We start from the raw sequence: 12,777 nt of genomic DNA on the forward strand, positions 1-12,777 counted from the left end.
AGGGGAGTGGAGACGGTGACGCAATTAAGTAATGTAACAGTGGAGAAGGCCGCCAACATTTATTTTGATGGCAAGGTAACAAGCCGAAGTGTCTGGCTTCAGGATGGAAATAAGATTACCCTTGGAATCATGCTTCCTGGGGAGTACGAGTTTGGTACGGATACGGTGGAAGTGATGGAAATTCTATCGGGTGATTTGAAAGTATTACTTCCTGAACAGACAGAATGGATCGAGATTAGCGGCCAGGGAACCTTCACTGTTCCCGCTCACACTTCCTTCAAGCTGGAAGTACGCAGTGTGACTGATTATTGCTGCTCCTATAGCACAGAAATTTAGAACGTACTATAGGTTGAATATCAAGTAACATAAAAAGAGGCAGATATCCGCGGATGAGCGTTATATCTGCCTTTTTATTAAAATTTTAGTGGTAGCTCTTTAAATGGATGGGTCGCCCATCTTTTTACCAATCCAGGACTCATACAGTTTCACAACGGCTGAGAGATCCTCGTCACCAAATCCTTCGGCTTGTCCTGCTTGGAACAAACTCTTTGCCATATTCAGCATGGGGGATGGAATACTGGATTCGTCCGTAAGTGAAGAAGCAAGTTTGAGGTCCTTCAGCATTAGTGCGAGTGAGAACTGATTGGTGAAATCATGTTCGATAATTTTACGTCCTTTAAGTTCGGCAGCTTTGCTGCCTGCAGATCCGAGCTGAACAAGCTCTAGAAATGCATCAGCAGGTAGGCCAGATTTTGCAGCGATGGCGAATCCTTCGGCAAGCGCTAGATTGTTAATACCAACAATCGTATTATGCGCAAGCTTAGCAACAGCTCCACTACCGTTAGGTCCCATATGTAGGATCTTTTTACCCAGGGTATCGAAGATGTCCGTCTGAGCAGCTAATACCTCAGCATCTCCGCCTACCATGAACACTAAGGTGCCACTGATCGCGGCTGGAGAGCTTCCTGTTACAGGAGCATCAAGGAAGGTGCATCCAAGGGACTTAATACTTTCCGCAAGCTGCTTCACAAGCGCTGGTGAAATGGTACTGCAGTCGATGACCGTGGTTCCAGCTTGGAGTCCTGCAAGGAGACCGTCCTTGCCTTCGTATACAGCGGCAATTGAAGCGTCGTCACTAACCATGGTGATGACAGTATCAACAGCATTTGCAGCATCTCTTGGTGTAGTAGCTATAGTCGCGCCTTGCTCGGCTAAGGCTTCACTTTTGGCGGAGGTACGATTATACACAATTACTTCATAACCTTGTTTCAGGAGATTGGCAGCCATAGGGGCGCCCATGGTGCCTAGTCCAATAAATCCGATTTTTTTCATGATAGTCACCTTCTATTAGGAATTAAACAGCATTTATTTATTTTAGCATAAGGGGAAAGATAGTGTATATTGTGCCCTTGTCTTCACCTCAAAATTACAGTATTCTAGTTCTAACGAGGATAGGCAGTGAGATCATATAAATATAAATAGATGGAGGTTTTTATTGTAATGTCTAAAACAGTAACTTTTGATTACAGCAAAGCCCTGCAATTTGTTGGCCAGCACGAAGTGGATTATCTTGCAGAATCAATTCGGATCGCTCATGAACAGCTACATAACGGTACTGGCACGGGTTCGGAATATCTAGGATGGATTGACCTTCCTACTGCATATGACAAAGAAGAGTTTGCGCGTATTCAGCAAGCAGCTACCAAGATTCAAAATGATTCTGACGTACTGATTGTTATCGGTATTGGTGGATCTTACCTCGGTGCACGTGCAGCGATTGAATCGTTGTCTCATTCTTTCTATAATGTCCTTCCTAAGGATAAGCGCAAAACTCCGGAAGTTTATTTCGCAGGTAATAACATCAGCTCAACTTATGTTAATCACTTGCTTGATCTGATTGAAGGTAAAGATTTCTCCATCAACGTTATTTCCAAATCGGGAACAACGACGGAGCCTGCTATCGCTTTCCGTATTTTCCGTGCGGAACTCGAGAAGAAATATGGTAAAGAAGAAGCACGCAAACGGATCTATGCAACAACGGATCGTGAGAAAGGTGCACTTAAGAAGTTGTCTAACGAAGAAGGTTACGAAACCTTTATTATTCCAGATGACGTAGGTGGACGTTACTCGGTACTTACTCCTGTAGGCCTTCTGCCGATCGCAACAGCTGGTATCAACATTGAAGAAATGATGCAGGGTGCAGCTGAGGCAGCTAAAGAATATAGCAATCCAAATGTGGCTGAGAACGCTAGTTATCAATATGCAGCCGTGCGTAATGCGTTGTATCGTAAAGGTAAAGCAACAGAAATCCTCGTGAACTATGAACCTTCTCTGCACTATGTATCTGAATGGTGGAAACAGCTATTCGGTGAAAGTGAAGGGAAAGATTATAAAGGGATTTTCCCAGCAGCCGTAGACTTCTCAACGGATCTACACTCGATGGGACAGTTCATTCAAGAAGGTAACCGGAATATCTTTGAAACAGTAATCCAAGTTACTGAAGTACCAAGCCATATTACGATTGAATCCGATCCAGCTGATCTAGATGGATTGAATTTCTTAGCTGGTAAGACACTTGATTTTGTTAACAAGAAGGCTTTCCAAGGTACATTGCTAGCACATACTGATGGTCAAGTACCTAACTTGGTTGTTAATGTGCAGGACTTAACTCCTCATTCTTTCGGATATCTGGTATACTTCTTTGAAAAAGCTTGTGGAATCAGCGGTTACCTCATGGGTGTTAATCCGTTCGATCAACCAGGTGTTGAAGCTTACAAGAAGAATATGTTTGCTTTACTTGGCAAACCAGGCTTCGAGAAAGAAAAAGCAGAACTGGAATCCAGACTTACTGAATAATAAGCAAGCTCTTTCCTCCAGGGGAGATATAAGCGCCATGGAAGCAGTTCAGACCGGTATACCGGATGAACTGCTTCTTGGCACATTTATAAGGATGAGATCATATGTTAGAATCTTACAAAAGCGTACGCTCAGCTGGTAGCAAGGAAATAGTCATCAAGAAATCGAGATTCATCGGATACATTATGCCGGTGAAGAGCGAGGAGGAAGCTGTTTCTTTTATTGAGGACATCAAGAAGAAACACTGGAATGCGACCCATAACTGTTCGGCATATATGATCGGGGAACGGGACGAAATTCAGAAGCAATCCGATGACGGGGAACCTAGTGGAACGGCTGGCAAACCAATTCTAGAAGTAATCAAGAACCAAGGACTCAAGAATGTAGCGATTGTCGTGACAAGATATTTTGGTGGTATCATGCTCGGGGCAGGTGGCTTAATCCGTGCATATACTGATGGTGCGGTCGCAGCGATTGAAGCAGGGGAAGTCATAGAGTGGGTGCTGCATCGCGAAGTTTTTGTAGAACTAGACTATACCTGGCATGGCAAAGTAGAGAACGAGCTCAGAACCGAAGGAGTTCGTACAGGAGAGACGACGTTCGCTGATAAGGTAACGTTGTTGTGTTTGCCTTATGATGGGGAGGCGGAAGCCTTCAAGGACCGGATGATTGATGTGACGCAAGGGCAGGCTGTACTGACGGAAGGTGAGAAGCTTTACTTAATTAAAGGGGAATAACGCCTATGGCAAGAAGAGCAGTGGAGAAGGAGTTATCGAGGGAAAGGATTATGGATGCCGCCAGACATTTATTCATCACGAAAGGATATCGCGGAATTTCCATGAGGAGTATCGGGCAGCATTTGGGTTATAGCCACGGTTCTCTATATTATCATTTCAAGGAAAAAGCGGAATTGTTCTATGCAATTGTGGTGCAGGACTTCGATCATTTATCTCAACTTTGTCAGCAGGTTACCAAAGATGCTCCCTCAGAGGGTTTAACAAAGGTCGAACAACTGATGCTGGAATTTATTAAGTTTGGTCTGGATCATCCATACCAATACGAGATTATGTTCATGCTTCGAGATGAGGAAATACTCTCTTACTGCCGCAACGAACAAGCTAAATGCTTCGATATGTTCGACTTTATCGCACGTCAGTTTTTGAAGCAAGAATGTCATCCGCTGGAAAGCAACCCATCTTTTCCGCTCAGTATGTTTTTAGGTATGCATGGTTTCATTTCTTTTTATATTCAGGATCGCTTGACGTTTGAAGATATCATGCCCGCTGCGATTGCGCATGTCAAAATGCTAAGTCAAAGAAACTACTCTCTGACGTCATAAAGCGGTTTGTTGTAAATTCACACTTTACCGATTTACATTAGTATAGCTGCACCCCATTAGAACGTTACTTTAATGGAGTAACGAAGAGGCGTGGATCTCCTGCGGGAAATTCACGCCTCTTAACATTATGTAATACAATATTTTCCTGTATTTGTTGCAGGTTTGGATTGACGTTAAAGGCAGGGTTTGGTAAAGTTATTCCAGAAGCTAAAACCAAGTATTTTCATATGAATAATTTATTACTATGTAACCAAGGGAATTGAAGCTATGAAACCCGAACTCGGGATCGACGAAAGGGTGGGCCTGTGATGCATGTGGAAGTACGAAATTTGGATAAGCATTTTGGTGATTTTCACGCGGTAAATAACGTGAGTTTTGGGATTGAGAAAGGTCAATTGATCGGCTTACTCGGTCCGAGTGGCGGGGGCAAGACGTCAATTCTTCGCATGCTAGCTGGATTGGAACAGCCCGATGCGGGTGAGATTTTGTTTCATGGGCAAAGTGTAGGTGGACTCCCACCTCAGGACCGCGGCATCGGCTTTGTATTCCAAAGTTACGCTCTTTTCAAACACATGACGGTTTATGATAATATTGCATTTGGTCTTCAAGTGAAGAAGATATCCAAGGCTCAGATAAAAGAGCGGGTCATGGAACTTGTCGAGTTGACGGGCTTAAGTGGTTTCGAACTACGTTATCCACATCAGTTGTCTGGAGGACAACGTCAGCGGGTTGCCTTTGCTCGGGCGTTAGCGCCACAACCTCAGTTGCTCCTACTGGATGAACCGTTTGCGGCGATTGATGCCAAGATCCGTCATGAGCTTCGCTCCTGGTTACGAGAGTTGATTGAACGTGTTGGGATTACGTCTATCTTCGTCACGCATGATCAAGAAGAAGCGATTGAAGTTGCGGATGAGATTATGATCATTAATCAAGGGCGATTGGAGCAAAAAGGAACCCCGTGGGATATTTATAAGAATCCAAATACTCCTTTTGTGGCTTCGTTCATCGGACAATCAACACTTGTAGAGAAAGCATCCGATCTCAAGGGCTTTGAAGAGGAGTCAGGGGGGCCTGGAACCCGTGCACTCATTCGCCCCGAATATATCGAAGTGGGGACAGAGCATGAATTCACACTTCTGTCAGCTACCACACCTGGTAAAGTGAAGCATATGCATTTCCGTGGCAGCGAGTGGCTGGTTGAAGTAGAGGTGGGAGGATACACGCTCACGACATTCCGTTCGCTTGAGAAGGAGACCCTACAGACCGGTCAGGAAGTTCGTGTACTGGTGCATCGGGCTTATCTATTTAATGATAAGAGCAATTGGATTCTGGAAAATCCTTTGAAGCGGGATCCTTTGAGTGTGATCATTTAGAGTGGGAAAAGTGTGGTGAACAAGAGTCAGCTATGCAAACCGTTTGATCTTTCGATCGCTGTCTTGGTTGTGATAAGGCTATGATACCGAAATGTTCTTACGATCACTGTTGTCCCCGAATTTCTTTATTGAACTTTTTACAAGGTGGAAATTCGGGGACAAAGGTGAACGCTGCGCTTCTTCAGAATCATTTCGCCCTCTCCGCTATATCACCTCCAATAGATCGACGTTAATCACATAACGTTTTGCTCCGCTCTACTGTTCACCACACTTTGATGGGGGTTTATAGTAAGGGGTGTTCCTATTAACTTGGAACACTCCTTTTTTTGCGTGGGTACTTATAAATCGAAGAGTTAAATAGAAGAATGATGCTACCGAAGAAATCCCTGTTTTTTTAAAATAAGGTGTATGCGTCAAGATTAATTATCTGGTCCATTCGATCGATAATGTAATAAATATACAATTTATATCTCGTAATGCGGACAGCAATTCGTATAGTAGTTACACTTGGAACTAATGGGATAGTTACAGTTTACCCAAGATGCTTAGGTAGGAGGGGAAATATGGAGTTGTATAATGGTAAGGTTGTTTGTCCGAGATGCGATGGGAATGGATTGATAGGTAAGCATAAAGTAGAAGACCTGAAGATAATTATATATATATGCGATGAATGTGATGCATCATGGCTAGATGAAGATGTTAGTTTGGATAGATTTCAAGATCTAACTACATTTCTTGAGACTAGAGGAATTAAGTATAAAGATGCTCAAATAGTTGATCTAGGATACGGTTGGTTTAAAACTTAAAGTTCTTGTTGTATTCCAAATTATTTTGACCAAAAGAAAAAGACAAGTGTGGTGATCGATCATGAAATGTATATTAAGAGTAAGAAGGTGTGTATCTGTTGGATGTAAATAGCTATTATGATCAAGGTGAGGAAGAGTATGTTAGTGGAAATTACTCAAAAGCACTATTTCTATTTGAAATTGAAATGGCCCATCAACCGTCTTCAGATTGCAGAAATTATATTGGGTGTTGTCATTTAGCACTTGGGGATTTTTTTAATGCAATTAAATGTTTTAAAGAGCTTATCAATTCTAGTCCAAAATGGGAGAGACCCGTATTCAATTTGGGTAGAGTCTATCTTAAGATGGGAGAGTTTAAAAAAGCAATAAAGCACTTCAATAAAGCACTAGAAATAAATGATCAGAGTGAAGATGCTTTATATTATTTAGGTCTCTATTATTTTGAAATCGAAGAAATTGAACAAGCTGAAAGCTATTATATCCAGTCATTAAAAATAAATGACAAACAGTCAGAGACTCATTTAAATTTGGGAATGTGTTACTTCAGATTATCAAAGTACGAGTTAGCACTCAAACATTTTGACAATGCCTATTTGTTGGACGAAAGTTGTTATGATGCGGTTAGGAATAAAGGCCTTGTGCTGTCATGTATGAACAATTTCAATCTAGCACTCGAGTCATTTATGTTGGCTCACAAAATTAGTCCGAATGAAACGGAGTGCATGATTGATATTATGTATCATAATGCTAAAATTAAAAATTATGAAATTGCGCTTGAATGGACAAATAAGTTACTGAATTTAGAACCCGACAATGATACCGCAAAAAGGTTTTATGAGAAACTCCAAGTATCACTTGGAAAGGTTGATCATTCGAGAGATGTCACTGAAGATTAATGTTCCTTGCTCAAAACAAGAAATTGTACCGCCAGTTGCGAATACAAATTAATTATCAACAGCTGTGTTGTTGGTGACCAATATTTTAGTCTTGATTAATAGTGACTTGTGACAAAATAAGAAGCGCTGCTGACATACCGTTGTCAGTAGCGTTTTTATATAGTTACGTAAGTTAGAAAGAAGGAATACAGGAATTCTAACTCAAAATAGAAAGTTATAATATTTATTTACATAAGAACTCACATTAGGTATGGTGAAAATGTAATGTCGATTAAACATCGGAATATGAGCAATTATTTAAAAATAGATTTCTTGAGGTGAAACATTTTGAAAATTGAACGTTTGCTTGGAATAGTGATATTTCTTTTAAATAGGGAAAAGGTTAGCGCACGGACATTAGCTGAAAAGTTCGAGGTATCACATAGAACAATTCAGAGGGATATTGAAACATTAAATATGTCGGGGATTCCTATCGTTTCGTTTTATGGTACAGATGGTGGTTATGGTATATTGAATAGTTTTAAAATGGAGCGACAGCTTGCCAATGACACTGACTATTCATACATACTGACAGCACTCAAGGGATTGATTACTGCCTACGGTAATCCAAACATAGAGAAGACTCTAGAGAAAATAGTGTCAGTCTCAAGCAACAAATCTCTTACAAACAATATATCTTTGGACTTTGGTGTGCTTCGCGAAGGTATAGATACAGATAAGAGAATACAGCTTATTGAGAGTGCTATTTCAAGAAAAAAGATGATTTCATTTGACTACACCAATGCAGAAAATTGGACTAGTCAACTAGAAGTGGATCCAATTTTGCTGACATACAAGTGGTATGCTTGGTATTTATTCGCCTTTTGTATCGAAAAACAAGATTACAGGCTTTATAAATTAGTGCGAATGAATAATACCTATGTTATAGACAAGCACATTTCAAAAGAACATGAGAGTGCAGATGTATTAATGGCAAGATACGAAGCCAATGATAATCGTAAATACCTAACTTGCAAAATAAGATGCAAAGCTGAAGTTAAAGTATTTGTAATGGAGTATCTGAACGGGAGTATAGAGAAAGAGTATGTAAATGGAGATTTTATAATGAAATTGAATGTAATACAGAATGAACATTTGTGGTTCGGAACTATTTTGTCCCTTGGTAATAAAGTTGTTGTGTTAGAGCCTGAAGAATTAAAACAGCGGATATTACAAAAGGCGAGAGAAATCGTAGAAATTTACTAGAAATTACGACATACAGTTGTCACCATTACTTTTATAAAATATAAGCATCAACTCATTAGGAGGAAGTATATTGCTAAGAGTAAATCCTTTTGAAACATGCCCAGTATATGAAACGGAATTTATGCTTTTTACACTAGTTAAAGAAGAGGACGCGGCAGATTTGTTTGAATGCTATACCGATCCAATCACAAAAAGTCATATGAACAATGATAATTGTGGAGGAGTTTGGAACATCCATGGAATAGAGCCTGTGCTGGGAGCTATTAGAAGTTGGAATAAAGTATTCAAGGAAAAATTTTTTATCAGATGGAGTATAACAAACAAACCAACCAATAAGGTGATTGGAACTATTGAGATTGCCCCTATTCCGAATACTACCAGATTCTTGGATGGTGAATGCAAAATCGGTATATTGAGAATTGACATGATATCATCTTGTGAAAATGAGAGTACATTCAGTGAAATATTGAATATGGTAACCAATCATTTTTTTGATGATTTTGCTATAGAGCGTATTTTAACTAAGGCTGAGAAAATAGATACTGAACGAGTTATAGCCTTAAAGAACTGTAAGTTTTCTGAAGTACCAGATAAAAGCATAATTCCATATCAAGATTACTACTTAAAAGAAAGGCTCTAAACCGAAATCAGTGCTTTTAATTGAAGAAGTATATTTAGATCATAGTGAAGAGGACGGAAATGTCCTGAAGAAGCGGAGCGGTCGCCTTTGCCTCCAAATTTTTACCGCTATAGCGATATAATCAAACAAATTTGGAGGCAACAGCGATCGAAAGGATAATCCGTCCGCGTAGCGGTAATTGATCTACGTATNAAAGGATAATCCGTCCGCGTAGCGGTAATTGATCTACGTATTACATCTTTTCAAGCACTGATTTTGGTGTTGAGTCAAAAGAAAATGATAATCCAATTATTCCATCTAATAAAATTTAAGAGGTGCATTATGAAAACAATAAGAATTTCAAATTCGGAAGCAAGGAGATTTCTAGTTACATACCACGGTCTAGATAACACAAATGTATTTTCTGGTGAGCAGGGAATTGTGGAATACATAAAAAGGGTAGGATGTATACAGTACGACCCGCTAAATGTAGTTGGACGAAATGCTGACCTCGTACTTCAAGCTCGGATAAGAGAATACTCTCCGGCCTATTTCGAGAATCTGTTATATAAGGAACGATCACTGGTTGACGGTTGGGATAAAATGATGTCTATTTACTCTACTTCAGACTGGCCTTATTTTCATCGAATAAGAGCAGCAAAGGAAGAAGAATTAAGGTGGACTTTACAAAGAAGGGAGTCTCTTGATGCTCTAACTCTTGTAGATGTTATTCGAGATCTAATACTTAATAAAGGACCGCTTCAATCTATACAACTGGAATCGGGAGGGGTAGGGATCGGTCAATGGGGACATAGAAAAATGTCTGGAGTCGCAATGGATTTTATGTTTAATTGCGGTGAGTTAGGTGTCTTCAGAAAAAATAACACACAAAAGGTTTATGATTTAATAGAAAGGCTCTTACCTCACGAACTGCTACATTGTGCTGACCCCTTTAAAAATGAACGGGAATTTTTGAAGTGGTATTTTAAAAGGAGAGTAGGAAGTACCGGATTACTATGGGGGCGAAATGGAGGGGGCTGGCTCGGATATTTTCTCTCTAACAAAGAACTAAGAGCTAATATCCTGTCAGAGCTAGTAGAAGATAATAAGCTTGTAATGATCTCAATTGAAGGAATAGACGACATCTTCTATATAAGACATGAGGACTTTGCGATTTTAAGTAAAACACATGAACCAAGGGAAAAGGTAGTGCGCATATTAGCTCCATTGGATAATCTTATTTGGGATCGGAAAATGACCGAAGAAATTTTTAACTTTAGGTACACTTGGGAAGTGTACGTTCCGGTAGAGAAACGCAAGTTTGGTTATTACGTGCTTCCTGTGCTATATGGAGATCAAATAGTAGCAAGATTTGAGCCGGAAATTCATAGAGGCAACAATCCATTTGCTATTAAAAACTGGTGGTGGGAAGATGGTATTGCGATCTCTGAAGAACTGAAATCAGCTGTAAAAAAGGAATTGTATGCCTTTAGTAGATACCTACAAGCTGATGGAGTTACTGAGGAGAGCTTGAATAAGATAATTTGATAAGCTAATGAAAAATACTATTCAAGTTGGTAACATTACTGTAACCTTCGGACATGGTGGTCGGAGAGATTTGGGCATGAGTTCACAACAAGTGGAGCAAGCAATTGCAAGGGATGTAGTTAACCGTGGACTTGATATGCACCAGTAGGACAGTTACCTTATCAAACAGTCGTTGTAAATGGTGTATCGGTAGAATATCGCCCGTTTAACCGAGGGAATGGTAATGCAAATGTTGGTACTTATACTCCCGTAAGGTAGAGGTGGCAAAATGAGTAACTTAAAGAGGAGATTAGAACAACCTAGAGGGCTTAATAGATTTGAAAAGTCCTCAATAATTAAAATGATAAAACATTTACCAGATAATGATATTCTGACTACTCAAATAAATCAGGCAAGGGTAGTTAGCGTGTGTGATTGTGGGTGTAAAACGGTTGATTTAAGAGTTCCGTTCAATTTAGACAAGTATATTTGTAATAGAAGAGTTCCCGTGGAAATGGTGGTCGAATTAGGAGGGGATTTATCTCCAATATTATTCCAATTACATGTTGTTGATGGTTACTTAAATGAGCTAGAGATATTGAAGTTAGATTCAACGCCAATCTGTGAAGAAATTGATATTAGTAAAGGAGCAGTAGAAGTTAGAATTTAGTGGAAGTTGATATACAATGTTAGCTGGTGCACATTTGCCCTTTGAATAGTTGTAGCCCTGCGGCGAGGAACAGATGCCAAAGCTGGAGTTGTCAAATCAGACCCATGATCAGGGTGGCAGCGCCAAAGCAAGTAGGCGGACTTCCGCTAGAAGGGCCATGAAGCGGCCGCGATGTAACGGTTAGTTCATAAACAAGCCACTCCATGGCAAACATCGGAGATGCCGATGGTTTATACCCGAATGATTTAAAAATTAATAAGTTAAAAAATTATGGGTTGATCTTGTTGAATATCAACCTTTTTTGTTAAGCTAATAGGAAATGGGTACAAGTTCTTGGTTTTTTAGGATGCATGTTCTTATCATACGATAACACTACGGCAAGGTTACTTAATATTAACTGCTTTACTATAGAGAGATCACAACAGAATGAATAACGGGGGTTAAGTAGTGAACGACATAATAACATTCTGGGGAACTGGCGATGCGATGGGGGTTCCGCGCGTTTATTGTGACTGTGAAGTCTGCGGGGAGGCAAGAAGTGGTGGAGTGAATCGACGGTTTCGTTCTGTTGTGTCTTTAGATGGTGAAAAAGGTGGGTTCCTGATCGACTGTGGTCCTGATTGGCGTAGTGGGATGGAGAGTCAGGAACTGCGGTTTGTAGAGCATATTCTGATTACACACGCTCACTTTGATCATATCGGAGGATTGCCAGAGTGGGCAGACGCCTGTCGCTGGTTGGGGCGGCGGGGACAATTGTACGCACCGCAGGAGGTGCTGGATATAATTAACCGACAGTATCCTTGGCTTACTGGAAATTTAGATGTTCATAGCGTGGATGAAGGTGTTACTTTAGCTGGTTGGAACGTTCAGGGCTGGAAAGTGTTCCATGGTAAGAATGGTTACTCCTACGCATATCGTTTGGAGAAGGAAGGATATATTTGGGCGTATTGTTCAGATTCGATTGGCTTGCCTGAGGAACAGAAAATCCCGCTTGAAGGGCTTGATCTGCTTGTACTCGGAACAAGTTTCTACAAAGAGCATGCCGAGTTTCATACGAGGTCGGTGTATGATGTCACGGAGGCGCTAGAACTACTGGATGAAGTGAAGCCTAAACATACGATCTTTACTCACATGTCTCATGATATTGATCTAAGTCGTGATTATGGATTACCTGCAAATGTCGGGTTTGCTAAAACGGGGCAGAAGATTCTCTTGAAAAAGTGAGATATAGTTTGTAGAAGTGTATGAGTGAAGTATATTGGTGGAGTATATGAGTGAAGTTTATGGGTGGCGTTATCTTCGGGTGACGATGAGGCATCGTCAAGGTCAGTTTTCTAGATTTATCAGGAATTCCTCCAGTTAAATGATAAAGGAAACCCTATTTTGATCTACTTAACTGGAATAATAGAACTAGAATAAAAAGTGGACACCTCGATAAGAGAATTC

14 protein-coding genes are annotated in these 12,777 nt (G+C 40.4%); 13 read left to right on the forward strand and 1 reads right to left on the reverse strand.

Annotated features, from left to right (window positions below; translation table 11 throughout):
* The first annotated feature begins 15 nt into the window (after positions 1-15).
* Positions 16-336, forward strand: coding sequence for a pyrimidine/purine nucleoside phosphorylase (gene ppnP, locus EJP82_RS25730; RefSeq protein WP_127194937.1), 321 nt, complete (start codon positions 16-18; stop codon positions 334-336).
* Positions 337-435: 99 nt separating this feature from the next.
* Here the strand turns inward: ppnP and EJP82_RS25735 are convergent, their stop codons facing one another.
* On the reverse strand, positions 436-1,332 hold the full coding sequence (locus EJP82_RS25735; RefSeq protein ID WP_127194938.1) for an NAD(P)-dependent oxidoreductase: 897 nt from the start codon (positions 1,330-1,332) through the stop codon (positions 436-438).
* A 168-nt stretch (positions 1,333-1,500) separates the two neighbouring features.
* On the opposite strand from EJP82_RS25735, the gene EJP82_RS25740 reads away from it, so the two are divergent.
* The 12 genes from EJP82_RS25740 to EJP82_RS25790 all read left to right on the forward strand — a co-directional run bounded on the left by EJP82_RS25740 (position 1,501) and on the right by EJP82_RS25790 (position 12,555).
* The gene (locus tag EJP82_RS25740; protein WP_127194939.1) at positions 1,501-2,856 is read left to right on the forward strand and encodes a glucose-6-phosphate isomerase; all 1,356 of its coding nucleotides are present in this window, start codon (positions 1,501-1,503) and stop codon (positions 2,854-2,856) included.
* 104 nt (positions 2,857-2,960) lie between these two features.
* Positions 2,961-3,593, forward strand: a complete 633-nt coding sequence (locus EJP82_RS25745; protein ID WP_127194940.1) for a YigZ family protein — start codon at positions 2,961-2,963, stop codon at positions 3,591-3,593.
* Positions 3,594-3,598: 5 nt separating this feature from the next.
* Complete coding sequence (locus EJP82_RS25750; protein ID WP_127194941.1) at positions 3,599-4,195, forward strand: TetR/AcrR family transcriptional regulator; 597 nt, start codon at positions 3,599-3,601, stop codon at positions 4,193-4,195.
* Positions 4,196-4,503: 308 nt separating this feature from the next.
* Complete coding sequence (locus EJP82_RS25755; RefSeq protein WP_127194942.1) at positions 4,504-5,568, forward strand: sulfate/molybdate ABC transporter ATP-binding protein; 1,065 nt, start codon at positions 4,504-4,506, stop codon at positions 5,566-5,568.
* A 563-nt stretch (positions 5,569-6,131) separates the two neighbouring features.
* The gene (locus EJP82_RS25760) at positions 6,132-6,374 is read left to right on the forward strand and encodes a 3'-5' exonuclease (RefSeq protein WP_127194943.1); all 243 of its coding nucleotides are present in this window, start codon (positions 6,132-6,134) and stop codon (positions 6,372-6,374) included.
* 98 nt (positions 6,375-6,472) lie between these two features.
* Positions 6,473-7,270: a tetratricopeptide repeat protein gene (locus EJP82_RS25765; RefSeq protein ID WP_127194944.1), complete on the forward strand. Its 798-nt coding sequence runs from the start codon at positions 6,473-6,475 to the stop codon at positions 7,268-7,270.
* Positions 7,271-7,597: 327 nt separating this feature from the next.
* Complete coding sequence (locus EJP82_RS25770; RefSeq protein WP_127194945.1) at positions 7,598-8,515, forward strand: helix-turn-helix transcriptional regulator; 918 nt, start codon at positions 7,598-7,600, stop codon at positions 8,513-8,515.
* A gap of 70 nt (positions 8,516-8,585) precedes the next feature.
* On the forward strand, positions 8,586-9,155 hold the full coding sequence (locus EJP82_RS25775) for a GNAT family N-acetyltransferase (protein ID WP_127194946.1): 570 nt from the start codon (positions 8,586-8,588) through the stop codon (positions 9,153-9,155).
* A 321-nt stretch (positions 9,156-9,476) separates the two neighbouring features.
* Positions 9,477-10,682, forward strand: a complete 1,206-nt coding sequence (locus tag EJP82_RS25780) for a winged helix-turn-helix domain-containing protein (protein ID WP_127194947.1) — start codon at positions 9,477-9,479, stop codon at positions 10,680-10,682.
* 7 nt (positions 10,683-10,689) lie between these two features.
* A complete protein-coding gene (locus EJP82_RS28070) occupies positions 10,690-10,830 on the forward strand; it encodes a hypothetical protein (protein ID WP_170220303.1) in 141 nt (46 codons plus the stop codon).
* A 120-nt stretch (positions 10,831-10,950) separates the two neighbouring features.
* Complete coding sequence (locus EJP82_RS25785) at positions 10,951-11,331, forward strand: hypothetical protein (protein ID WP_127194948.1); 381 nt, start codon at positions 10,951-10,953, stop codon at positions 11,329-11,331.
* Between the two features lie 447 nt (positions 11,332-11,778).
* Positions 11,779-12,555: an MBL fold metallo-hydrolase gene (locus tag EJP82_RS25790; protein WP_211350303.1), complete on the forward strand. Its 777-nt coding sequence runs from the start codon at positions 11,779-11,781 to the stop codon at positions 12,553-12,555.
* Positions 12,556-12,777 lie beyond the last annotated feature (222 nt).

Source organism: Paenibacillus anaericanus, assembly GCF_003994475.1.
Taxonomy (GTDB): domain Bacteria; phylum Bacillota; class Bacilli; order Paenibacillales; family Paenibacillaceae; genus Fontibacillus; species Fontibacillus anaericanus.